At 66.0% G+C, this 22,425-nt stretch carries 26 protein-coding genes; 12 read left to right on the plus strand and 14 right to left on the minus strand.

Features of this window, described 5'->3' with window-relative positions:
- On the minus strand, positions 1-1,040 hold a 1,040-nt coding region (locus tag ASE59_RS02575), incomplete at its 3' end, for a 1,9-bis(guanidino)-5-aza-nonane synthase (RefSeq protein ID WP_082458030.1).
- A gap of 184 nt (positions 1,041-1,224) precedes the next feature.
- On the minus strand, positions 1,225-2,466 hold the full coding sequence (locus tag ASE59_RS02580; RefSeq protein WP_082458031.1) for a type III PLP-dependent enzyme: 1,242 nt from the start codon (positions 2,464-2,466) through the stop codon (positions 1,225-1,227).
- A 139-nt stretch (positions 2,467-2,605) separates the two neighbouring features.
- Between ASE59_RS02580 and ASE59_RS02585 the strand changes: the two genes are divergently transcribed.
- Positions 2,606-3,568: a threonine/serine dehydratase gene (locus ASE59_RS02585; RefSeq protein WP_200913141.1), complete on the plus strand. Its 963-nt coding sequence runs from the start codon at positions 2,606-2,608 to the stop codon at positions 3,566-3,568.
- Entirely contained in the window at positions 3,565-3,732 is a 168-nt protein-coding gene (locus ASE59_RS19435; protein ID WP_156359838.1) for a hypothetical protein, read from the plus strand. Before ASE59_RS02585 ends, ASE59_RS19435 begins: the two co-directional genes overlap by 4 nt.
- Before the next feature lie 3 nt (positions 3,733-3,735).
- Here the strand turns inward: ASE59_RS19435 and ASE59_RS02590 are convergent, their stop codons facing one another.
- Together ASE59_RS02590 and ASE59_RS02595 are read right to left on the minus strand one after the other, a co-directional pair.
- Positions 3,736-3,963 carry a hypothetical protein gene (locus ASE59_RS02590; RefSeq protein ID WP_056451657.1) on the minus strand — a complete coding sequence of 76 codons (228 nt, stop codon included), beginning with the start codon at positions 3,961-3,963 and terminating at the stop codon, positions 3,736-3,738.
- 173 nt (positions 3,964-4,136) lie between these two features.
- A complete protein-coding gene (locus tag ASE59_RS02595; RefSeq protein WP_055784189.1) occupies positions 4,137-4,793 on the minus strand; it encodes an alpha/beta hydrolase in 657 nt (218 codons plus the stop codon).
- An 86-nt stretch (positions 4,794-4,879) separates the two neighbouring features.
- On the opposite strand from ASE59_RS02595, the gene ASE59_RS02600 reads away from it, so the two are divergent.
- Genes ASE59_RS02600 through ASE59_RS18940 form a run of 3 tightly spaced genes read left to right on the plus strand, consistent with a single transcriptional unit; the run spans position 4,880 to position 7,361 of the window.
- Positions 4,880-5,935 (plus strand): cysteine desulfurase family protein, encoded by a 1,056-nt coding sequence (locus tag ASE59_RS02600; RefSeq protein ID WP_056451659.1) that lies wholly within the window; start codon positions 4,880-4,882, stop codon positions 5,933-5,935.
- A complete protein-coding gene (locus tag ASE59_RS02605; RefSeq protein WP_056451661.1) occupies positions 5,932-7,038 on the plus strand; it encodes a cysteine desulfurase family protein in 1,107 nt (368 codons plus the stop codon). Before ASE59_RS02600 ends, ASE59_RS02605 begins: the two co-directional genes overlap by 4 nt.
- Positions 7,035-7,361, plus strand: a complete 327-nt coding sequence (locus ASE59_RS18940; RefSeq protein ID WP_082458032.1) for a 2Fe-2S iron-sulfur cluster-binding protein — start codon at positions 7,035-7,037, stop codon at positions 7,359-7,361. The genes ASE59_RS02605 and ASE59_RS18940 overlap by 4 nt, the downstream gene beginning before the upstream one ends.
- Here ASE59_RS18940 and ASE59_RS02610 read toward each other — a convergent pair.
- The gene (locus ASE59_RS02610) at positions 7,286-7,711 is read right to left on the minus strand and encodes a DUF2809 domain-containing protein (protein WP_056451662.1); all 426 of its coding nucleotides are present in this window, start codon (positions 7,709-7,711) and stop codon (positions 7,286-7,288) included. The two genes, ASE59_RS18940 and ASE59_RS02610, sit on opposite strands and share 76 nt — an antisense overlap.
- A 93-nt stretch (positions 7,712-7,804) precedes the next feature.
- Between ASE59_RS02610 and ASE59_RS02615 the strand changes: the two genes are divergently transcribed.
- Positions 7,805-9,253: an ATP-binding protein gene (locus ASE59_RS02615; RefSeq protein WP_056451664.1), complete on the plus strand. Its 1,449-nt coding sequence runs from the start codon at positions 7,805-7,807 to the stop codon at positions 9,251-9,253.
- Positions 9,254-9,276: 23 nt separating this feature from the next.
- Here ASE59_RS02615 and ASE59_RS02620 read toward each other — a convergent pair whose 3' ends face one another.
- The 6 genes from ASE59_RS02620 to serS all read right to left on the minus strand — a co-directional run bounded on the left by ASE59_RS02620 (position 9,277) and on the right by serS (position 15,942).
- The gene (locus tag ASE59_RS02620; protein WP_056452760.1) at positions 9,277-10,659 is read right to left on the minus strand and encodes a leucyl aminopeptidase family protein; all 1,383 of its coding nucleotides are present in this window, start codon (positions 10,657-10,659) and stop codon (positions 9,277-9,279) included.
- Positions 10,660-10,833: 174 nt separating this feature from the next.
- Positions 10,834-12,165 (minus strand): 30S ribosomal protein S12 methylthiotransferase RimO, encoded by a 1,332-nt coding sequence (gene rimO, locus ASE59_RS02625; protein WP_056451666.1) that lies wholly within the window; start codon positions 12,163-12,165, stop codon positions 10,834-10,836.
- 51 nt (positions 12,166-12,216) lie between these two features.
- Positions 12,217-12,561 (minus strand): DMT family protein, encoded by a 345-nt coding sequence (locus ASE59_RS02630; RefSeq protein WP_056451668.1) that lies wholly within the window; start codon positions 12,559-12,561, stop codon positions 12,217-12,219.
- Complete coding sequence (locus ASE59_RS02635; RefSeq protein ID WP_056451670.1) at positions 12,561-13,571, minus strand: potassium channel family protein; 1,011 nt, start codon at positions 13,569-13,571, stop codon at positions 12,561-12,563. Before ASE59_RS02635 ends, ASE59_RS02630 begins: the two co-directional genes overlap by 1 nt.
- Entirely contained in the window at positions 13,568-14,644 is a 1,077-nt protein-coding gene (locus ASE59_RS02640) for a M23 family metallopeptidase (protein WP_082458084.1), read from the minus strand. The genes ASE59_RS02635 and ASE59_RS02640 overlap by 4 nt, the downstream gene beginning before the upstream one ends.
- 20 nt (positions 14,645-14,664) lie before the next feature.
- A complete protein-coding gene (gene serS / locus ASE59_RS02645) occupies positions 14,665-15,942 on the minus strand; it encodes a serine--tRNA ligase (protein WP_056451673.1) in 1,278 nt (425 codons plus the stop codon).
- A 95-nt stretch (positions 15,943-16,037) separates the two neighbouring features.
- Here serS and ASE59_RS02650 point away from each other — a divergent pair, with 95 nt between their 5' ends.
- From ASE59_RS02650 to dksA, 3 genes are all read left to right on the plus strand, one after another.
- Positions 16,038-16,490, plus strand: a complete 453-nt coding sequence (locus ASE59_RS02650) for a host attachment family protein (RefSeq protein ID WP_056451675.1) — start codon at positions 16,038-16,040, stop codon at positions 16,488-16,490.
- Between the two features lie 214 nt (positions 16,491-16,704).
- A complete protein-coding gene (locus ASE59_RS20530; protein ID WP_235515616.1) occupies positions 16,705-17,655 on the plus strand; it encodes a hypothetical protein in 951 nt (316 codons plus the stop codon).
- A 216-nt stretch (positions 17,656-17,871) separates the two neighbouring features.
- Positions 17,872-18,330, plus strand: a complete 459-nt coding sequence (gene dksA, locus ASE59_RS02660; RefSeq protein WP_056451679.1) for an RNA polymerase-binding protein DksA — start codon at positions 17,872-17,874, stop codon at positions 18,328-18,330.
- 45 nt (positions 18,331-18,375) lie between these two features.
- Here dksA and ASE59_RS18945 read toward each other — a convergent pair whose 3' ends face one another.
- Positions 18,376-18,531: a YdcH family protein gene (locus ASE59_RS18945; protein ID WP_082458033.1), complete on the minus strand. Its 156-nt coding sequence runs from the start codon at positions 18,529-18,531 to the stop codon at positions 18,376-18,378.
- Positions 18,532-18,681: 150 nt separating this feature from the next.
- Here ASE59_RS18945 and ASE59_RS02665 point away from each other — a divergent pair, with 150 nt between their 5' ends.
- Both ASE59_RS02665 and ASE59_RS02670 read left to right on the plus strand, forming a co-directional pair.
- Positions 18,682-18,879, plus strand: coding sequence for a YdcH family protein (locus tag ASE59_RS02665; RefSeq protein WP_056451681.1), 198 nt, complete (start codon positions 18,682-18,684; stop codon positions 18,877-18,879).
- An 83-nt stretch (positions 18,880-18,962) separates the two neighbouring features.
- Positions 18,963-19,421, plus strand: coding sequence for a DUF1465 family protein (locus ASE59_RS02670; protein ID WP_056451683.1), 459 nt, complete (start codon positions 18,963-18,965; stop codon positions 19,419-19,421).
- On the opposite strand, the gene ASE59_RS02675 is transcribed toward ASE59_RS02670, so the two are convergent.
- Positions 19,416-20,360: an NAD(P)H-dependent flavin oxidoreductase gene (locus tag ASE59_RS02675; protein ID WP_056451685.1), complete on the minus strand. Its 945-nt coding sequence runs from the start codon at positions 20,358-20,360 to the stop codon at positions 19,416-19,418. The two genes, ASE59_RS02670 and ASE59_RS02675, sit on opposite strands and share 6 nt — an antisense overlap.
- A 305-nt stretch (positions 20,361-20,665) precedes the next feature.
- Here ASE59_RS02675 and ASE59_RS02680 point away from each other — a divergent pair, with 305 nt between their 5' ends.
- Positions 20,666-21,061 carry a hypothetical protein gene (locus ASE59_RS02680; protein WP_056451687.1) on the plus strand — a complete coding sequence of 132 codons (396 nt, stop codon included), beginning with the start codon at positions 20,666-20,668 and terminating at the stop codon, positions 21,059-21,061.
- A 7-nt stretch (positions 21,062-21,068) separates the two neighbouring features.
- Here the strand turns inward: ASE59_RS02680 and ASE59_RS02685 are convergent, their stop codons facing one another.
- Positions 21,069-22,403 carry an Nramp family divalent metal transporter gene (locus ASE59_RS02685; protein WP_056451689.1) on the minus strand — a complete coding sequence of 445 codons (1,335 nt, stop codon included), beginning with the start codon at positions 22,401-22,403 and terminating at the stop codon, positions 21,069-21,071.
- Between the last annotated feature and the right edge of the window lie 22 nt (positions 22,404-22,425).

Consider the following 22,425-nt stretch of genomic DNA (forward strand, 5'->3'; position numbering starts at 1 on the left):
TTGCCGAAGGCGCGCTTGGCGCGATCCTTCCATGCGCCGCGATGATAGGCGTCCGAGGCGAGGAGCGGCATGACCGATCCGGCTTCGGCGAATACCATCTGTTCGAGCGCGGTGTCGACCTTGCCCCAGCTGGCCGCTTCCTTCAGCGTCGACGACGAACAGGCGCCGTCGCGCACGTCGGCGACGGTGATCTGCACGGCATATTTGTGCATCTCGACATCGTCGTGACCGAGGATTTCGGCGCAGACGACGGTGTCCTGGATGAAGTTCTTGGGCACGCCGCCGCCGATCATCAACAGGCCGGTGGTGCCCGCCTTGATCTTGATGTCGGTCAGTTCGCGGAAGTCGGCGATGGCGTCGAGCACCATGTACGGCTTGCCTTCCTTCGCACGGTCGACCTGGTGCTTGACCAAGCCGAAGCCGGCCGAGCTGTCGACGAATGCCGGGCAGAAGATCGGCACGTCATGTTCATAGGCGAGCTTGACGAGGCTGTTTTCCTTCTTGCCATGCTCCGACAGATACTTGCCCATTTCGCGGATGAAGGCGCGCGACGAATAGGCCTTCGGCTCCAGCGAGTCGGCGATCTTGCCGATCGTGTGGTCGCAATCCTGGAGCTGTTCTTCGTCGATATAGGTGTCGTAGATGCGGTCGATGTAGAGCGAGCGCAGCGTATTGTCGTCGGGGATTTCCAGCGCCTGATAGTGCTTGTGGCCGAGGCCTTCGAAGAAATCCATGTCGACGATCGACGCGCCGGTCGCGACGACGCCATCGATCATGTTCGAGCGCAGCAGTTCGGCATAGAGGTCCATGCAGCCACCGGCCGAGGTCGACCCTGCGATCACGAGGAAGATCGAGCAGTCCTTGTCCTCCAGCATCTGGTTGTAGATGCGGGTGGCGCGCGCGAGATCGCGGCTGGTGAAGCTCATCTTGCCCATGGCGTCGATGATCGGGCGGGCGTCGAACTTGGTGATATCGACATGCTCGACCGTGGTCGAAAGCAGTTCGGCCTTGCGGGTGTCGTTGATCGTCGTGTCGGTCATGATGGTCCCATCATCATCGATAAGCCGTCGTCGTTATGGGGACGCGGAAACCCGGTTGGCCTCCTGCCCACAAGACGCGGGAGGAGCCGATGGCGGTCGCATAGCGGCAAAGCGATGCAAAGCCCACCCCCGGCCCCTCCCGCGTAGTGCGGGAAGGGGGAGGTGGCTGGTTAGGGTGGTGTCGTTACAGCTTGACGACGTTGTGCGAACGGAACGCCGGAACCGCGTCGAGTTCGATATACATCGACTCCATCGGTTCGTCGTCGGTCACGACAGTCTCGCCATTGCCGAAACCGTTGAACGCGGTGCGCATTGCCGAGCCATAGGCGCCGAGCATGCCGATTTCGAAATAGTCGCCGCTACGGGTATCGGCCGGAAGCGGGAACGGGCCCTGCATCTGGTCGATATCGTCGCAGGTCGGACCCCAGAAGCTGAAGTCCATGTCGCGGGCGTCCGATTCCGGCTGCCGCAGCAGCTGCACCGGATATTTCCAGCCGATATGCGCTGCATCGAACAATGAGCCATAGGCGCCGTCGTTGATGAACAGTTCGGACCCGCGACGATGTTCGACGCGGACGACCACCGACGCGTATTCGGCGCACAGCGACCGGCCCGGTTCGGCCCACAATTCAGCCGAATAGCTGATCGGCAGGCTTTCGAACGCGCGGTGGATCGTTTCGAAGAAGCGCTCCAGCGGCGGCGGGGTCATGCCCGGATAGCGCGATGGGAAACCGCCACCGACGTCGATGACGTCGACGGTCACACCCGCTTCGACGATCGCACCACGAACCCGCTCCATCGCGTTGCTATACGCATCGGGCGACATGGTCTGGCTGCCGACATGGAAGCAGATGCCGAGCGCGTCGGCGACCTGACGGGTCGCGATCAGCAATTCCTTGGCCTCGCCCGGACCAACGCCGAACTTCGACCCCAGCGACAGCTTTGCATATTCCGACGACACCCGCATGCGCACGCACAGCGTCAGGTCGGTCGCGCCATCGGTGGCGGCGACGATCTTGTGCAGTTCGTCCATGCTGTCGAGCGAGAAGGTCCGCACGCCATGCTCGAAATAGGCCTCGGCAATTGCTTCCGGCGCCTTGATCGGGTGCATGAAGTGGCAAGTCGCTTCCGGCAGCGTCGACTTCACCAGACGCACTTCGCCGATCGACGCGGTGTCATAGTGGACGATGCCGTTGTCCCACAGGACGCGGAGCAGGTCGGGCGACGGATTCGCCTTTACCGCATACATCGAACGCCCCGGAAACTTCTCAACGAAGAATCGGGCGGCGCGCGCGGCGGCGTGCGGGCGAACGAGCGTTACCGGTTCGACCGGTCGGCGCTCTGCGATGTCGATCCCGCGCTCGAACGAGGAGTCACGGGCGATAAAGGGGGCAGCTAGCCCCAGCGCGCTATGGTGCTTGGCCAATTCAAGGGACCTCCAATTGCCTTTCGGCATACGGTGACAAAAGCTGCCTTGCGGTTGGAAGTCCCATGGGGCAGCGGAGGCGCGATCTATGACCCACAAACCTTGATGTAAAGTGTCTGTGCGGCAGAAAGTGCAATTTATGACGATTATGCGACAACCTACCCGCGCCGGGGTGCGCGATGCGGCGGCCAAGATGGCCGAAATCCTGCCGGCGTCGCCATTGATGGTGAGGGAAATCAATGGCTTGAAGGTGGCTTTCAAAATGGAATCACTTCAACCGGTCGGTGCGTTCAAACTGCGCGGCGCGTGGCATCGGTTGACGGCGTTGAGCGACACTTCGAGGACGCGTGGGGTCGTCGCCTTCTCCTCGGGCAATCACGCGCAGGGCGTGGCATGGGCGGCGAAGCGGCTGGGAATCGCCGCGACGATCGTGATGCCCGCCGACGCGCCGGAAACGAAGTTGCGGGCGACGATGGTGTTGGGCGCGGAGGTCGTTCGCTATGATCGCGCGACTGAAAGTCGTGAGAAGATCGCGGCGCATCTGGCGCATGCTCGCGGCGCGACGCTGGTGCCGAGTTTCGACGATGCATGGGTCATCGAGGGACAGGGTTCGGCGGGAATCGAAGCGGCGGTGCAGATGGCGGCGGCCGGATTGCCTGCGGCGTCGCGCGTGATCGTGCCCTGTGGTGGTGGCGGGTTGGCGGCGGGGATCGCGCTGGCGCTGCCTGATGCCGAGATCGTGACGGTCGAACCGGAAGGCTGGGACGATATGCGCCGCAGCCTGGAGGCGGGCTGGATCGAACCGGTCGGTGACGCGCCGCCGCCGACCGCCTGTGACGCGTTGCAGACGCCGCGCGTGGCCGAGCGGACCTTCGACGTGTTGTCGCGACGCGGGGCGACCGGCGTGGCGGTCAGCGAGGGCGAGATTGCCGAGGCGCAGCGCTGGGCGGCACGGCACTTGCGTGCGGTGGTCGAGCCGGGCGGTGCGGTGGGGCTGGCCGCGATTTTGTCCAGACGGGTGATGGTGACACCGGGCACGCTGGTGCTGATATCCGGCGGCAATGTCGATCCCGTCGCCTATGGCGCAGTGCTGGCAGCGTGACGCAGGGTCCGGCGGGAACGCTGCTCGCCGTGCTGATGCTGGTCGCGATCCTGATGATCGTGTTCGGCGTCCGGATGATCGTGCGCGGCGAGCGGCGCAACGGCAGTCTGATGCTCATCTGTGCGCTGGTGATGATTGGGAACGTGGCGATCTGGACGGTGTAGTCGTCAGTCGCGTTGTGGCGACATGCGGTAGCTGCGCTGGTCGAGCGCCTGTCCGGCATTGGCCGCGTTCTGGTTGTCTATCTGCATCCATTCCGCCTTGGTGCGGCACACCGGACGCGCCATGATCGAGCCGGTCGTCACCTCGCGCCGGCAGATTTTCTTTTCGGGCTTCGGGGCATCGGTGGCGGGCGCGGTCTGAACCGTGGCGGCGAGTAGTAGGATGGTCAGCATGGTCCGGCGGTCCTGTGACGGAGTGTTGCCGGTATCCTATGGCGTTCAAGCAATATGGCAAGCATGAATGGGCCGCCGCGGCGAAGCCACGTCGTCGGTCGGTGCCATGCGGCACCGCCGGCCAAGCTCGCCGCCGGGTGCGGATTAGCGGCGCTAATCCGCTGCGCCGAGCGTCACTTGATCGGCGAGTTCGGGTCCAGCCGCATGTCCAGATACTTGTCCACGCTGCCCATCAGTTCGGGCATTTCGTTCTGGAAGAAGTGGTTGGCGCCCGGGATCGTATCGTGATGGATCGTGATGTGACGCTGGGTGCGCAGCTTGTCGACCAGCTTCTGTGTCGCCGCCGGGGTGACGACTTCATCGGCATCGCCCTGAATGATGATGCCTGACGACGGGCATGGCGCCAGGAAGGTGAAGTCGTACATGTTCGCAGGGGGCGCGATCGAGATGAAGCCGCGGATTTCGGGGCGACGCATCAGCAGCTGCATGCCGATCCACGCACCGAAGCTGACGCCCGCGATCCACGTCGTCTGCGCTTCCGGATGGAAGCTCTGCACCCAGTCGAGTGCCGAGGCGGCGTCCGACAATTCGCCGACGCCGTTGTCGAACGTGCCCTGGCTCTTGCCGACGCCACGGAAGTTGAAGCGCAGCGTCGCGAAGCCGCGGCGCTGGAACGTCTTGTAGAGTTCCTGGACGATGCGGTTGTTCATCGTGCCCCCCGACGACGGGTGCGGATGCAGGATCATCGCGACGGGCGCGCGGGGACGGGGAGCGGGGGCGAAACGGCCCTCCAGTCGACCTTCGGGACCGGGGAAGATGACTTCGGGCATGGGACGTCCTGCTAACAAATGGGCGCGGCGATGGCGCGGAATGGGATCGCGGCTATATAGGGTCAAGCAATCGGAACGGAAGTGTTTTGACGACCCGCATCTATCTCGACCATGCCGCGACCACGCCCATCCGGCCCGAAGCGGCAGCCGCTGTGGCAGAGGGAATGGCGCGGTGGGCCAATTCGTCCAGCCCGCATGCCGAGGGGCGGGCGGCGCGGCGGATGCTGGAGGATGCGCGCGGCCGGATCGCGAAGGCGCTGGGCTGGGATGGGGAGGTGATCCTGACCAGCGGGGCGAGCGAGGCGCTGGCGATCGGGCTTGGGCGGGCGAAACGGACGCGGCGGTTGGTGTCGGCGGTCGAGCATGATGCGGTGTTCCGGGCGGCTCCCGGTGCCGATGTGCTGCCGGTCGTTCGAGGCGCGCCGGATAAAGACATGCTGGCTCGATACCTCACCGATGGACCGCCCCCGGTCGTTGCGGTGCAGGCGATCAATTCGGAAACCGGCACGACCTTGCTGTCTCACGATTCTGACCCGGTCGTAGCGATGGTGCGGGACGCGGGGGGGCTGGTGCTGGCCGATGCGTCGCAGGCGGCGGGAAAGCAGCCCTTGCCCGATGCCGACATGATCGTGGTGTCGGCGCACAAGCTGGGCGGACCGCCGGGGATCGGTGCGCTGCTGCTGCGGGATTATGCGATGGTCGAGCCGGATGGCGGGCAGGAGTCCGGCTATCGTAGCGGCACCGAGAATTTGCCGGGCGTGCTGGGCTTTGCTGCCGCGCTCGAGGCCGGAGGGTTGGAGCGCTGGGCTACCACCGTCGACCAGCGGTTCCACTTCAAGGATCGGCTGTACGAAGCTGGCGAGGTGATTCAGCCCGGGGGGCAATGCTCGCATATCTTCGCGGTCGCGCATTCGACGCTACCGGCTGCGGCGCAGCTCATCCGGCTGGACGCCATGGGGTTTGCGGTATCGGCGGGAAGCGCGTGTTCCTCCGGGACGCTGAAGCGCAGCCGCGCGCTGGCGGCGTTCGGGGTGCCGGGTGAGGTCGCGGACCGGACGATCCGGGTCAGCCTTGGTTGGTCGACGACGCCCGAGGAACTCGACCGCTTCGCCAATGCCTATGCGGGACTGGTGCGGCGATGACCTATCTCGATTATCAGGCAACGACGCCGCTGGCTCCGCAGGCGTTCGAGGCGATGGTGCCGTGGCTGCGCGACCACCATGCCAACCCGCACTCGCCGCATCGTGAAGGTCGGCGGGCGAAGGCGGCGGTGGAGGTCGCCCGCGCGCAGGTGCTGGCGGCGCTGGCGCCCGGCGAGGATGGGCGGCTGTTCTTTACGAGTGGCGCGACCGAGGCGGCGAACTGGGCGATTGCCGGCACGTTCGAACGCCGGGGCGCTACCCGACCGAAGGTGGTGACGATCGCGATCGAGCATAGCTGCGTGCTCGACACCGTCCGCGCGCTTGCCAGCCGGGGCGCCGAGGTCGTCGTGTTGCCGGTGGGGGCGGACGGGTTGGTCGATCGCGATGCGGCGCTGGCGGCGATCGATGCGCGGACGGCGCTGGTCGCGGCGATGCTGGTCAATAACGAGATCGGGGTGGTGCAGCCGATCGCCTGGTTGGGTGACCTGGCCCGGTCGGTCGGCGCGGTGATGCTGTGCGACGCGGTGCAGGGTTGGGGCCGGGTCGCGTTGCCGGTCGCCGCCTGCGACCTGATCGCGGTGTCGGCGCATAAGGTCTACGGGCCGAAGGGCATCGGGGCGCTGTGGGTTCGTGCCGGGGCGGAGCCGGCGGCGATTGTGCATGGCGGTGGGCAGGAAGGTGGCCTGCGGTCGGGTACGCTCAGCCCGGCGTTATGCGCGGGCTTCGGGGCGGCGGCGGCGTTGCTGGCGCAGGATGATATGTCCCATATCGAGACGTTATGGGCGGCGGCGCGCGACGTTCTTTCAGCGCCCGACTGGCAGTTGAACGGCGATGCCGTGGCGCGGTGGCATGGCAATCTCAACGTACGGATGGATAGGTTGGATGTGGCGCGGTTGATGAGCGAATGTCGCGACATCGCCTTTTCGGCCGGATCGGCGTGCGCGAGCGGATCGGGGCGGACCAGTCATGTGCTGCGCGCGATCGGGCTGAACGATGCGCAGGCGAAGAACGCGATCCGTATCGGGTTCGGGCGGTACACGACCAAGGAAGAACTGGTGGCCGCGGTGCAGACGATCGATCGCGCGGCGCGGGGGCAACGATGATCGTCCGGTTCGTTCGACCCGATGGCGGTATCGAAGAGGCACGGGGCGCGGCGGGGGATCGCCTGCTTGATCTGGCGCAGGCATATGACCTGCCGCTGGAGGGGACGTGCGGCGGGCAGATGGCGTGTTCGACCTGTCATGTCATTGTCGATCCAGCCGATGCCGGACGCCTGCCCCCCGCAAGCGAGGAAGAAGAGGATATGCTCGATTTCGCCGAAGGGGCGGTCGCGACCAGTCGGTTGGCGTGTCAGATCGTGCTGGACGAGTCGCTCGACGGGCTGACAGTGTGGGTGCCGGCGGCGGCACGTGATGCGCGGCGGTAATGCTCGACCAACAGTACCGCGACCGCGCCGCTGGTATAGGCGACGAAATCCTTCGGATCGAACCCGCTGCCAAGGATCATGCGGGCGACGTCATTGCGGTCGAGCCCGATGGCTTTCAGCAGGCGGAAATACTGGCTGAACTCGATCACGACGGCGATGGCGAAGGCGATCAGCGTCGCCGACACAACCGACAGCCATGAGACGGCGCGGAGGCCGGCATAGACCAGCACGACCGCCAGCGCGTCGCCGACATAGGGGCGGATGATCGGATCGTTGAGGAAGAACGCGATCACCAGCTCGATTGCCAGCAATGCGATGGTCAGTGCGGCATAGCCCTTGTGCAGTCGCATCGTCGCTTCCCCCGAAGTGCGACGGCCATGGCGTGCGACGGACGCCGACGCAAGCGCTTGCCCCGATGCGGCACCACCGCCTAAAGACCCGCGATGACCGTGAACGTCGATATGGGGACGGACCCGGCGGGCAAGACCGTTCCCCTTGATCTCGAAGAATTGTTGGCGACCCGATTGCTGGTGCAGGGCAATTCGGGGTCGGGCAAGTCGCACCTGCTCCGCCGCCTGCTCGAACGCAGTGCCGGCCATGTGCAGCAGGTGGTGATCGATCCCGAAGGGGATTTCGTGACGCTGGCCGGTGCCCATGGCCATGTCGTGATCGAAGCGGCCGACCATAGCGAGCGAGAGGTCGCCAAGTTCGCGACGCGGGCGCGCGAGCACCGTGCGTCCGTCGTGCTGAGTCTCGAGGGGCTGGAAGCTGAAGGGCAGATGAAGTGCGCGGCGGCGTTCCTGAACGCGCTGTTCGATGCGCCGCGCGAGCATTGGTATCCGGCGCTGGTCGTCGTCGACGAAGCGCAGTTGTTCGCGCCGGCGGGCGGTGGCGAGGTCGTCGAGGAGGTACGGCGTGCGTCGCTGTCGGCGATGACCAACCTGATGTGTCGCGGGCGCAAGCGTGGCCTCGCCGGTGTCATCGCGACGCAGCGGCTGGCGAAGCTGGCCAAGAACGTCGCGGCCGAGGCGTCGAACTTCCTGATGGGGCGGACCTTCCTCGACATCGACATGGCGCGCGCCGCCGACCTGCTGGGCATGGAGCGGCGGCAGGCGGAGGCGATCCGCGATCTGCAGCGCGGGCATTTCCTGGCGCTGGGGCCGGCGGTGTCGCGGCGGCCCTTGTCGATCAAGATCGGGCCGGTGCAGACCTCTGCGCGCAGCGGCAGCCCCAAGCTGACCCCGCTGCCGTCCGCACCGGTGGCGGATATCAAGGGCTTGTTGCTGGCACCGGTCGAGGCGATGTTGCCGCTGGGTCCGCCGATCCGGCACGTCGCGCCGCCCGAAGCGGTGGAGGCGGCGATTGCCGCACCCCCACGCCCCAGCGCCGCGCCGGACCTGCCCGAACGCTCCGCCAATGAAACTGATACGATCGTCGCCGACGTGCTGCGCGCGCTGGTTGAGGATGAGGGCGATCAGCCACGGCCGGCCGCAGTGCTGTATCAGGATTTCGACGTGCGCTGTCGCATGGTCGGCCTGCCGCGTCCGCCGCTAGACCTGCCGGCGTTCACGCGGCGGCTCGCCTGTGCGCGAGCCGGCATCTTCGAGGCGCCGGATGACGAATGGGCGCAGGCGCTGGCGATCGCCGATGTGCTGCCCGACGATATGCTGGGTGCGTTCATGCTGATCGCGCGGGCAGCGCGCGAGGGGCGGCCATGCCCCAGCGATGCGGACATTGCGCGGACCTATGGCACCAGTTCGCTCGGCCGGGTGAAGCGAATGCTTGCCTATATCGAGGGGCGCGAGTTGCTGGTGTGCCGGATCGACTTGGCAGGCAAACGGTCGATCGCGTTGCCGCATCTGGGGTGGACGACCGAGGCGGCGGAGGCGTAAATCCTCCCCGTACGGGGGAGGATTTAGGGGCGGGCGTAGCGGTCCTTCAGCAATCGCCACGTCGCGCGCAGGCCATAGGCCTCGCCGCCTTTCGCGCGGCCGGGTTTGGCGCTGGCGCGCCATGCGAAGGTGTCGAGATGGACCCATGCCGTGCACGGCGTGACGAAGCGACGCAGGAACAGCGCGGCGGTGACCGCGCCGGCCATGCCGCCGTCGGGCGCGTTGACCATGTCGGCGATGTCGGACTTCAGCATGTCGTCATAGCCGTCCCATAGCGGCATCCGCCACAACGCGTCGTCCTCCGCCGTGCCGGCCGCCAAGAGGTCGGTGGCAAGCGCTTCGTCGTTGGTGAAGGTCGCGGGCAGATCGGGGCCGAGCGCCACCCGCGCAGCACCGGTCAGCGTCGCGAAGTCGATCAGCAGGTCGGGCTGGTCCTCGCACGCCTTGGTCAAGGCATCGCCGAGTACGAGCCGCCCTTCCGCATCGGTGTTGGTGTTCTCGACCGACAGCCCCTTGCGCGTGGCGAGCACGTCGCCGGGGCGGAAGCTGTCGGCGGACACGCTGTTCTCGACCGCCGGGATCAGCAAGTGAAGCCGGACCGGGAGGTGCGTTTCCATTACCAGCCCGGCCAGCGCCAGCGCGTGCGCGGCCCCACCCATATCCTTCTTCATCAGGCGCATGCCCGCCGAAGGCTTGATATCCAGCCCGCCGCTGTCGAAGCATACGCCCTTGCCAACCAGCGCGACGCGCGGATGGGCAGGATTGCCCCAGACGAGTTCGATCAGCCGCGGCTCGCGGCCCTTGGCCGCAGCTTTCCCGACCGCATGGATCATCGGATAACCGGTTTCAAGATCGCGGCCCGTCGTGACGGTAACGGTCGCACCATAGGCGTCGCCCAACGTGCGGACGGTCGTGGCGAGTTCAGCGGGGCCAAGGTCGGCGGCAGCGGTGTTGACCAGATCACGGACGCGCGCAGTCGCGGCGGCCTGTCGCAGCGCTTCGTCGATCCGGGCGGGTTCGTTAGACAGGAGAATGCGTGGGGCGTCGTCCTCGCCCTTGCGATAGCGGGTGAAGCGATATTGCGCGGTCGCCCAGCCCAGCTTGGCCGCCCCGGGCGTGCCGGTCGCGAGGCGATAGGCACCGGCAGGAAGGAGCGGGGGCAGGTGTGCAAGATCCCAGGTCGAAAGCCGGGCAGGGTCGGTGACGACGGTCGCGACCGACCAGTCATCGGTCTGCTCGCCGGGCAACGTCGCGGTCTTGCCGGCCTTGGCGGTCAGGCGCTGCGCCGTTGCCGCAGCGCGCACGCGCGGCGGGTGTGCTGCGAGCCATGCGTCGAGTGCGGCGGCGGGGATCAGGTGGATGGTGCGGGCGGCCTGCCCCCGGTCGGCGACGATCGTCGGTGTCATGCCGATGATGTAAGGCGACGTAACCGGATAGCGCAACCCAATCCTCCCCGGGAACGGGGAGGGGGACCGCCGCGAAGCGGGGGTGGAGGGGGATTGCCGGCAGCGGACCGCTTCGGGAAGCCCCCCTCAACCATGCTGCGCATGATCCCCCTCCCCCGGGGAGCCGGGACGATCTTAGCTCAGCGGGACGCCGTAGAGGTCGTGTTCGTCAGCGTCCTCGACCTCGACCTTCACGATATCGCCCTGCGCCAGATGCCCGGCGTCGCGCAGGAATACCTCACCGTCGATGCCCGGCGCGTCGGCGGTGCTGCGGCCGGTCGCACCGCCTTCCTCGCCGACCTCGTCGATGATGACGTCGATCGTGCGGCCGATCTTCGCGGCGAGCTTCGCGGCGGAGATGGCGGCGGTCTTTTCCATGATCCGGGCGTAGCGTTCTTCCTTGACCGCCTCCGGCACCGGATCGGGTAGCGCGTTGGCGGCGGCGCCCTCGACGGGTTCGAAGCGGAACGCGCCGACCCGGTCAAGCTGCGCTTCGTCGAGCCAGTCGAGCAGATATTGGAAATCGGCCTCGGTCTCACCGGGGAAGCCGACGACGAACGAAGAGCGGATCGCGATATCCGGGCAGATTTCGCGCCAACCGCGCAGGCGTTCGAGCACCTTCGCATCGTTGGCCGGCCGCTTCATCGCCTTCAAAACATTGGGCGATGCGTGCTGGAACGGAATGTCGAGATAGGGGAGCACCAGCCCTTCGGCCATCAGCGGGATGACGCTGTCGACATGGGGGTAGGGATAGACATAGTGCAGCCGTACCCACGGCGCGATCTGTCCCAGTTCGCGGGAGAGATCGGTCATGTGCGGCACGACCTCGCGACCCTTCCAAGCGCGCGGTTCGCGGCGGATATCGATGCCGTAGGCGGAGGTGTCCTGGCTGATGACCAGCAATTCCTTCGTGCCGGCAGCGACCAGCTTTTCCGCCTCGCGCAGGATCGCGTCGGGACGACGGCTGACGAGGTCGCCGCGGATCGAAGGGATGATGCAGAAGGAGCAGCGGTGGTTGCACCCCTCCGAAATCTTCAGATAGCTGTAGTGGCGCGGCGTCAGCTTCAACCCGCTTTCGGGGACCAGATCGACGAAGGGCGAGGGGATCGGCGGTGCGGCTTCGTGCACGGCCTCGACGACCTGTTCGTACTGGTGCGCGCCAGTGACGGCCAGCACCTGCGGAAAGCGGGCGCGGATCGTTTCCGCTTCCTGTCCCATGCAACCGGTCACGATGACGCGACCGTTTTCGGCAATCGCCTCACCGATCGCTTCGAGCGACTCTTCCTTAGCGGAATCGAGGAAGCCGCAGGTATTGACCAGCACGACATCGGCCCCGGCATAGTCGGGCGACATCTGATAGCCGTCGCTGCGCAGCTTCGTCAGGATGCGTTCGCTGTCGACCAGGTTCTTGGGACAGCCGAGCGAAACCATCCCGACACGGGGGGGCGAAGGAAGACGAGTTGCCATGATCGCCGGGTCACATAGCGATTTCGGCGAAAAATGATAGGGGCGGCGATCCTATTGCCGGAACAGGAAGAACGCACCACCGGCGATCAGCGCAAAGCCGATCATGTGATTGACCGTGATCTTCTGCCCCAGATAGGCGACCGAAAAGATCGCGAAGATGGTCAGAGTGATGACCTCCTGCATCCCCTTCAGCTGCGCCGCCGAGTAGACCTGCGACCCGATCCGGTTGGCGGGCACCGCGAGGCAATATTCGAAAAAGGCGATGCCCCAGCTGACGACGATCACGAAGAACAGGGGCGCACCCTTGTGCTTCAGATGGCCGTACCAGGCGAAGGTCATGAAGATGTTGGAGGCGATCAGCAGGACGATCGGCCAGATACGCGCAGCGTCGGGCATTATCGGGTCACCACTTCGACGATCATGTCGCCAGGTTGGAGGTTGCGTGCTTCTGGGCTGTCGAACGTGATCTTGCCGCCTTGTCGGTATATTCGCAGGCCGAGGCCGGTGGTGATCGCAGACAGGGGCTGGCCGACCTCGTGCGGCGCTACCGGTCGTTCGGACAGCGCGACCGCGCCGTCGATCGACGCCAGATCGAGCATATAGTCGGCGATATGCGGTCCCCGGCACGATCCGGCGAGCAGCAGTCCGGCGAAGCTGACCGGATTGATGACCGTCGTCGCACCGGCGGCACGCGCTGGAAACTCGTTATCCTCGGCCTTCACGATCACGCTGATCGTCAGGTCGGGGGCGAGATGACGGGCCGTCAGCGTCACCAGCACCGACGTGTCGTCGCGACCGGTGGCGACGATCAGCGCGCGGGCGCGGACGATGCAGACGTCGTTCAGCGTCGCATCGCGGGTGGCATCGGCCAGCAGAACGATGCAGCCCAGTTTTTGCGCGCGATCGAGATGCGCCTGGACCGTATCGATCACGACGATCCGCCGCGGGTCTTCCCCGCGCGCGATCAGTTCGTCGACCGCTTCGGAGCCGGTCTTGCCGAACCCTGCCACGACGATGTGACCGGTCAGCTTGTCTTGCAACAGCGCCATGCGCCAACGCTCCCAACTGCGCCGAAGGACGAATTGATAGGTCGTGCCGATGAACAGCAGCACGACGAACACCCGGATCGGCGTAACGATCAACGCATCGAATAGTCGCGCGCGTTCGGTGACCGGTGCGATGTCGCCATAGCCGGTCGTCGTGATCGAGATCATGGTGAAATAGATCACATCGGCGAAGCTGACGCGCCCGTCATAATTGTCGCGCAGCCCTTCGCGATCGAACCAGTGCACCGCGACCGCGATACCGACCAGCGTCAGTACCGCGACCACGCGCCACAGGATCGAGGCCCAGACCGGCAGCGGCGACGATTGCCGCAGGATCGCGCGGCGGGAGGGTGGCGTCACTGACGCGGCAGTCGCGACAGCGGATCGACCGGGGTCCGCCCCGAACGGATCTCGAAATGGACCGCCGGCCGTTCCGCATAGCCGGTGTCGCCCGACAGCGCGATTTTCTGCCCCTTCTTGACCGCCTGCCCCCGCTGGACCAGCAACTGGCTGGCATGGCCGTAGACGGTGGTGAGGCCGCTGCCGTGGCGGATGATGACCACCCCGCCCAGACCTGGAACGCCGGTGCCGACATAGGCGACGGTCCCGGCGGCGGCAGCAGCGATCGGCGTGTCGATCGGTACCGCGATCTTGATGCCGTTATTGCGTTCGCCGCTGTCCCCCGCGCCGAAGCGTTTGAACACGCGGCCGTCGACCGGCCAGATCAGCGTGCCGGGGCTGGTGCTGGGCGGTGCGACCGCTGCGGTCGATGGCAGCACACGGCGCGGCGAGGTGACGGCGGGGGCGGGGCGGGCGTTCGGTTCGATCGCCGGTTCGCCGCCCGTTAGAATGTCGTCGATATCTAGCTGGAACGCGGCGGCCCGTTCGGCGGCCGAGCGTGGCGTTGCATCGCCGGGGATCAAGATGCGCTGTCCGGCGCGCAGGATGAACGGCTCGGTCAGTGCATTGGCGGTGGCGATGCGCGACCAGTCGACGCCATAGGCGCGGGCAATGGCGATGCCGCTCTCCCCCCTCCCAACCATGTGATAGCGACCGCCCGGAATGGTCAGCCGTTGGCCGGCGCGGATCATGAAGGGCGGCGGCAGGTTGTTGGCGCGTGCGATCGCTTCGGTCCCGGCACCGGTCGTGTTGGCGATGCCCCGCAGCGTATCTCCGGAGCGGACGATGTAGCTGCTTGGCGCGATGCTCCGCGCGTTCGGTACGACCCGTTTGGCTTCCCATGCCGGCGGTGGCGAGGGCAGGGCCGTGACGCCTTCGCCCTGTGGTTCGGTCGCGGCCGGGGTATCCGGGGCGACGGTCGGGGCCGGCTCGACGGTCGGTTGCGACGCGACGCGGCTTTGGTTGGACGGGATACAGCCGCTTGCTCCGATCACCAGCACCGCCGCGCCTATGCCCCGTTTCGCGAACCGCATCGCCGCCCCCCGTTCGTCGCTCAACCCGCCGGGGTCAGCACATCCTGTCCGATATAGCGGCGTAGCACTTCGGGCACGACGACCGAGCCATCCGCCTGCTGATAGTTCTCCAGCACCGCGACCAATGTGCGACCGACCGCTAGACCCGATCCATTGAGAGTATGGACGAACCGTGTCGCCTTCTCTCCCTCGGGCCGGTAGCGGGCGTTCATCCGCCGCGCCTGGAAATCGGTGCAGGTCGAACAGCTCGAAATCTCACGGTAGCGACCCTGCCCCGGCAGCCAGACTTCGAGGTCGTAGGTTCGCGCCGCCGAGAAGCCCATGTCGCCGGTGCACAGCTTCATCCGGCGGAACGGCAGGACGAGCCGGTTGAGAATATCCTCCGCCGCCTGCGTCATCCGCTCATGCTCGGCGTCGGACTGGTCGGGGGTGGTGATCGACACCATCTCCGCCTTCTCGAACTGGTGCTGGCGGATGAAGCCGCGCGTGTCGCGCCCGGCGGCACCTGCTTCCGACCGGAAGCACATGGTGAGCGCGGTGAAGCGCAGCGGCAATTCGCGCTCGGCGAGGATCTGTCCGGCGACGATATTGGTCAGCGAAACCTCGGCGGTCGGGATCAACCAGCGATCGTCGGTCGTGCGGAACAGGTCCTCGGCGAATTTCGGCAACTGCCCAGTGCCGAATAGGGCGTCACTGCGCACCAACACCGGCGGCACGACCTCTTCATAGCCATGGATGCCGGTCAGCGTGTCGAGCATGAACTGGCCGAGCGCGCGGTGCAGCTTGGCGGCGGCCCCGCGCACCAGCGTGAAGCGCGCACCCGACAGCTTGGCCCCGGTTTCGAAATCAAGACCGATGGCCGGGCCGATCGCATCATGTTCGGCCGGCGTGAAGGCGAAGGCAGTCGGGTCTCCGACGGTCTTCTCGACGACATTGTCGTCTTCGTCCGCACCCTGCGGCACGTCGGCGAGGGGCAGATTGGGGATCGCGGAGAGGGTGACGTTCAACTCTTCGCCGAGCGTCGCTTCCTCCGCCTCGATCGCTGGCATCCGTTCCTTCAGCGTGGCGACTTCGGCCATCAGCGCAGCGGCGGTGGCTTCGTCGCGGCTGGCCTTGGCCGCGCCGATCGCCTTGGACGCTTCGTTGCGACGGGCCTGTGCGACCTGCACCTCGGTCAGCAGCGCACGGCGGCGTTCGTCGAGATCGGCCAGCGCCGCCGATCGCGGTTCGACGCCCCGGCGGGCAAGGGCGGCATCGAAGGCGGCGGGATCGTCGCGGATCAGGCGGATATCGTGCATGGCCGGGCTATGGCGAGCGATCCGCAGCCATGCAAGCCGCAACCGCCGCCGCTGCCGGTGCGTTGGGCAGCCAGCGAAACCCGAGGAGAGATGGAATGCGGATACCCCATGACGCCTGCGTACTGGTCGCCGATGGCCGCAAAATGCTGTTCTTTCGCAACGAGGGCGATGCGAACACGCCCAACCTGATCGTCGAGGATCAGGCGATGCAGGCGAACCCCGCCGACCGCCACCAGAAAACCGATGCCGCCGGTCAGGCGCAGTCGATCCGTGGCGGCAATTTCGCGCAGGGCGGTGGCAGCATGGACGAGACCGATTATCATCAGCAGGCCGAAGATCGCTTCGCCGCCGAGGCCGCCGAACTGCTGCGCAAGCGTGCGCTCGCCAATGAGTTCGAGGCACTGATCGTGGTCGCACCACCCAAGACGCTGGGCGAAATGCGCAAACATTATCACAAGACGGTCAGCGACCGGTTGACCGGTGAACTCGACAAGGATCTGACCGGCCACCCGGTCGATCAGATCGAAAAGCTGATCTCCGCCGCCTGATCGGGCCTCGGACCGCGCGTCGCCGTGCGCGGTTCGTTATTCGGCGTTGGTCGTCTTGCGGGCAAGTCGCTTGCGCACGACCAGCGCCGCTGCGGCACCGCCGAACAGCAGCAACATCGGCGGGGCCGGCACCGGCGTTGGACCATCGGGTCCTGGCGGCGGCTTGCCGTGCGAACTGCCGTTCGAACTCCAGCCACCATTCGAACTCCAGCCCTTGCTCGACGAGCCGTTCGAGGAGGACGAGGTCGATGTCGATGTGCTGGTCGATCCCGACGAAGCCGACGAGGTGCTAGTCGAGACATTACCGCTCGACGACGAAGACGTCGACGAAGAGACGTCGCCGCTGGATGAGGCCGAGGACGACACGTTCCCGCTCGACGACGACGACACGTTGCCGCTCGATGAGGACGACACATTGCCGCTGCTGCCGCCGGAGGCGGACGAGGTGCTGCTGGTGCTCGACACGCCGCCCGTGCTGGTCGACGATCCGCCGGACGAGTTCGAGGATGAAGTCGCGCCGGACGAGGTCGACGAAGACGATCCGCCCGAGCCGCCCGACGAGGTAGAGGTCGACCCGCCGCTGGTGCTCGAGGTCGATGACACGACGATACCGCTCGACCCGCCGCCCGAGCCACCGCCGCCGAAGAAGCCTCCGGCAAAGAAGCCGCCGCCGATGCCGCCTCCACCGGTCCCGCCAACCAGCACCGGCCCGCCGCCAAAGCCACCGCCGCCCATCATCGGCGGCATTTCCACGCCAATGAAGGCCGGGGGCAGCGGAACGGGAGCAGCCTGGCTGGCAACGGTCACCACCGTCGGCGGGCAGACCGTCCTGGTCCGCGTGACGACGCGGGTGACGACCCGGCGCGGGGCGGGGCGGGGGGCGGCGCGTTTGGTGATGGCGCGCTTGGTGATCGCCCGTTTCGTGATTTCCCGGTTCTGGGCCGATTCGGCGACATGGACCGCGCCGCCGCCGATGACCGCGCCACCGCAGGCACATGCACACAGTTTCGCCAGGGCCATCTTCACCGACATGCCGCACCATTCTTCCGTTAGAATCATCAACCACCGCGTCGCCGCGATGCATTGGATCGACTTGCCCCACCAAGGCAAAACAAAGCGTAAAACTCAACCCGTACCAGGTTCAATTCCCCCCTTTATTTCGTAACCGCAAGACTTGCCAGCGGTCGACGCTGGTTAACGTACCGTAAAGGGACGTGGGAGGATAAGGGAACCTATCCGGTTAACCCTGTGAACAATCGGCATTTCGTCGGTTGGTCCTGAACGCTTGTGGTGCCGCCCTCCGCCCGATATAGGCGCGCGGACAATGAGAGGGGGCACCCTGCCGATTTGGTCAGGGGAAGCTCCGGGGCGGAGATTGGGGATGGCCACGGTTTTGAGCGACACGACACAACCTCTCGACATACCGCCGCCGGCGAACGACGACGGGTATCGCCCCCATGCGGACGAGCCGTTCATGAACCCGCGGCAACAGGCCTATTTCCGGGCCAAGTTGCTGGCATGGAAGGATGCGATCCTCCGCGAATCGCAGGACACGCTGGCGCATCTTCAGAATGAATCGCTGCGCGAGGCGGACCTGACCGATCGCGCATCGAGCGAAACCGACTGGTCCATCGAACTGCGCACCCGCGACCGGCAGCGCAAGCTGATTTCCAAGATCGAGGCGGCGCTGCGCCGAATCGACGATGGCGAATATGGCTATTGCGAAGTGACCGGCGAACCGATCGCGCTCGGTCGGCTGGAGGCACGTCCGATCGCAACGATGACCGTCGAAGCGCAGAGCCGCCACGAACGGCACGAAAAAGTCTCGCGCGAGGAATAGCGCGGATGCGAAGCGCGGGGCCGGTGGCCGACCCCGCGCGGTGCGTCACAGCGAAGTGATCTCCTGCTTCACCAGCAGCTTGCGTTTCTTGAGCGACGACAACAACGACTGGTCGGGCGAGGGCCGCTGGGTTTCGGCCGCGATCTGGCGGTCGAGCGTCGCATGCTTCGTTTCGAGTGCGGTGAGGTGGGCAGACTGCATCGTTGCATCCTCCTGCTGTGCTGTTGGGGGGATGAGTAAAACACACGATCGGGCGAATGTCGCCATGCCAGGTAGGATTTTCGACACGACGTGCGAAAATCGCTGACGGACCGTTGCCAGCGCCCGAACGGCGGGTGACAGTGTCCGGCGATGGACGAATCGGACCTTGAACAGCGGCTCGGCATGTTACGGGTCGAGCACCGCGACCTCGACGACGCGATCGCGGCGCTGGGATCGGCGAGTCACTTCGACCAATTGCAACTGGCCCGGCTGAAACGTCGCAAACTGCGCCTGCGCGACGAGGTGGCGGCGATCGAGGACCAGTTGATCCCCGATATCATCGCCTGACCGTCGCGTTCGGGGACGGTCGGCACAGCATGGCGATCGGGCGCCCCCTTTCGCGAGTCGCGGGAGCGTGGCATTCTGCGGTGATGGACGTACCGGCAAACGGCGCGATGGTGCATCGCCGACTAATCGATTCGATGTATGTCGAAGCGATGGTGCTGGCTGACGAGGCGCGCGCCTATTTCGATCAGGGCGGGCTGGCCGAACGGGCGATGCTCCACCCGATGGCGCGGGTCGTGCTGTCATGCGAGTCGCTGAAGATCACCACCCGGTTGATGCACGTCATCGCATGGTTGCTGACGCAGAAGGCGATCGACGCGGGCGAGATGTCGGCCGAACTGGCCGACGATCCGTTGCGCGTGCTACCCGCCGGGCCGGAGACCGAGGACGACGCGCTGGCGACGATGCCGGCGGGTACGCAGACGCTGATCCGCGCCAGCATCGACCTGTACCGCCGCGCCGAGCGGATGGAGCGGTCGCGCAGTGCCCCGCCCGCCGCCAGTCCCGCGCGAGCGATGTTCGAGCGGCTGGCGACGCGACTATAGCAGGCGGGTGCGGGCGGCCTGATATTCGGCGGCCATGCGTGCGATGCGATCGGCGGCGGGGACGACCGCATCGACCGCACCGATCCCCTGGCCGGCGCCCCAGATATCCTTCCAAGCCTTTGCACCGGAGCTGAAATTCATCGCCGAGCTGTCGCTCTGCGGCAGCGCGTCGGGGTCGAGGCCAGCGGCGACGATCGAGCTGCGCAGGTAGTTGCCGTGTACGCCGGTGAACAGGTTGCTGTAGACGATATCGTCAGCCCGGCCGTCGACCACCGCCTGTTTGTACGCGGGGACGGCATTCGCTTCGGTGGTGGCGATGAAGGGCGAGCCGACATAGGCGAGATCGGCGCCCGCCGCCTGCGCCGCCAGCACCGCACCGCCATTGGCGATGGCGCCGGATAACGTCAGTGGACCGTCGAACCACTGACGGACCTCCTGGGTGAAGGCGAAGGGGTTCAGCCGACCGGCATGACCGCCCGCGCCGGTGCAGACGAGGATCAGGCCGTCTGCGCCTTTTTCGACCGCCTTGTGCGCGAAGCGGTCGTCGATAACGTCGTGCAGGGTGATGCCGCCCCAGCCATGGACGGCGGTGTTCAAATCCTCGCGCGCGCCGAGCGAGGTGATGACGATCGGCACCTTCCATTTGGCGCAGGTGGTCAGGTCCGCCTCCAGCCGGTCGTTCGAGCGGTGGACGATCTGGTTCACCGCGAAGGGGGCGGCGGGGCGGTCGGGATGGGCGCGATCATGCGCCGCCAGTTCCTCGGTAATGCGGTGCAACCATTCGTCGAGCTGCGCCTGCGGCCGGGCATTGAGCGCCGGGAACGAACCGACGATCCCGGCCTTGCACTGGGCGATGACGAGGTCGGGGCCGGAAATGATGAAGAGCGGCGAGCCGATCACGGGGAGGGCGAGCGTGTCGAACAAGGGGGGAAGCGCCATGTGAGTTTCATAGCGCAACCGTAATGGCTGTCCAGTGGCGGAAGTTGACGAAGGTGACACGAAGTTGGTGTTGTGGCGGGGCTTTGAGATGCAACAAACCATTTGATTAGAATATGTTGGGAAAGAGCGTCCGCTTCGAAGTTGCCACGGAACGGAGCGTCGGTCGGAAAAGGATTGGCCCTGTCAAAGAACAACCCCGATGTCGCATCTACCGATACGGTAGGAAAGTTTGGCTGGTGGATATGGCCAACGCCTTCTTAACCCTCCCGTCCTACGCTTTGCCGGTACAGAGAGGGGATTGATCGATGGTCGAAGTCACGCGCAGGCGCAGCCTGGTGCTGTTCGAGATCGGCGCGGCGGCGCTGTTGCTGCTGCTGGCGTTCGGGGTGGCGGCGAAAGGGGTGCTCAACATGCACCGCTATCCCAGCCAGCCGGTCGTGGCCGCCGCATTCGAGGCGCCGACAGGGTGCGCCTATGCCGGCACGAAGCCGGTCGCGCGGGTGCCGGCGGCGTGTGTCAGCCCGGCGTATCGGCTGACCAAGCTGACCGACCTGGGGCTGGGTACGGTGAAGGGTGACGAGCATTGGTACCGGGTCGGTGACGATGCGCTGCTGCTGTTGTGCTTCGACGGCGGCGATGCCTGTGCGGTACGCGGGCGGGTGTCGGGCAAGTTCGTGCGGGCGCAGGGCGATCAGGCGTAGGCGCGGATCATCCGGTCACGACCTGATACAGCAACACCGAATTCAGCACGATCACCGCCGCACAGATCGTCCATGCGGCGATGGCGAGGATCGGGCGGTTGGCGAAGTCTCCCATCTTGTCCCGGTCGCCGGTGAAGCGGACCAGCGGATAGACGGCGAAGGGCAGTTGCAGGCTCAACACCACCTGACTGGCGATCAGCAGTTGCGCGGTGCCGCTCTCGCCATACAGGCTGGCGACGACCACGGCGGGCACGATCGCGATCAGGCGGGTGACGATCCGCCGCAGCCATGCCGGCAGACGGATGTTGAGGAACCCCTCCATAACGATCTGTCCGGCCAGCGTGCCGGTGATCGTCGAATTCTGACCCGACGCGAGCAGGGCGACCGCGAACAGGATGCTGGCGGCCCCGGCGCCCAGCATCGGCGTCAGCAGCTGATAGGCATCCTGTATCTCCGCCACGTCGGTGCGCCCGGCGGTATGGAAGGTCGCGGCGGCGAGGATCAGGATCGATCCGTTAATGAACAGCGCCAGCATCAGCGCGACCGAACTGTCGATGGTGGCAAGCTTGACCGCCTCTCGCCGACCCTCGACCGACCGGTCGAAGCTGCGGGTCTGCACGATCGAGCTGTGGAGATACAGATTGTGCGGCATGACCGTCGCGCCGAGGATGCCGATCGCGATATAGAGCATCGCCGGATTGGTCACGATTTCGGTGCGCGGGATCAGCCCATCGGCGATGGCGGCGAGCGAAGGTTGCGCAAGGAACAGTTCGACGGCGAAGCAGCCGGCGATGATGATCAGCAGCGCGACGATGAACGCTTCCAGCTTGCGGAAGCCATATTGCTGGAGCAGCAGGATCAGCATCACGTCGACCGCCGTAATGCACACGCCCCAGACCAGCGGGATGCCGAAGAGCAATTGCAGCGCGATGGCGGTGCCGATGACCTCCGCCAGATCGCAGGCGATGATCGCCAGTTCGCACAGGCCCCACAGCACCCAGCGGACGGGCGACGGATAATATTCGCGGCACGCCTGCGCCAGATCGAGGCCGGTGACGATGCCGAGCTTCGCCGACAGCGATTGCAACACCATCGCCATGAAGTTCGACAACAGGACGACCGACAGCAGCGTGTAGCCGAATGCCGATCCGCCGGCGATGTCGGTCGCCCAGTTGCCCGGGTCCATATAGCCGACCGCGACCAGATAGCCGGGACCGGCAAACGCCCCCAGCTTTCGCCAGAATTGCCCCGCACCGGCGGGAACGGGCACGGTGCGGAACGATCCCGGCAGGCTGGGACGACGTTCCGGGGTGATATCGGCGGCAGACGGTGGTGGAGCCATGGTCGGTCGCTGTCCCCGGAAA

Source organism: Sphingomonas sp. Leaf10 (assembly GCF_001421245.1).
GTDB lineage: Bacteria > Pseudomonadota > Alphaproteobacteria > Sphingomonadales > Sphingomonadaceae > Sphingomonas.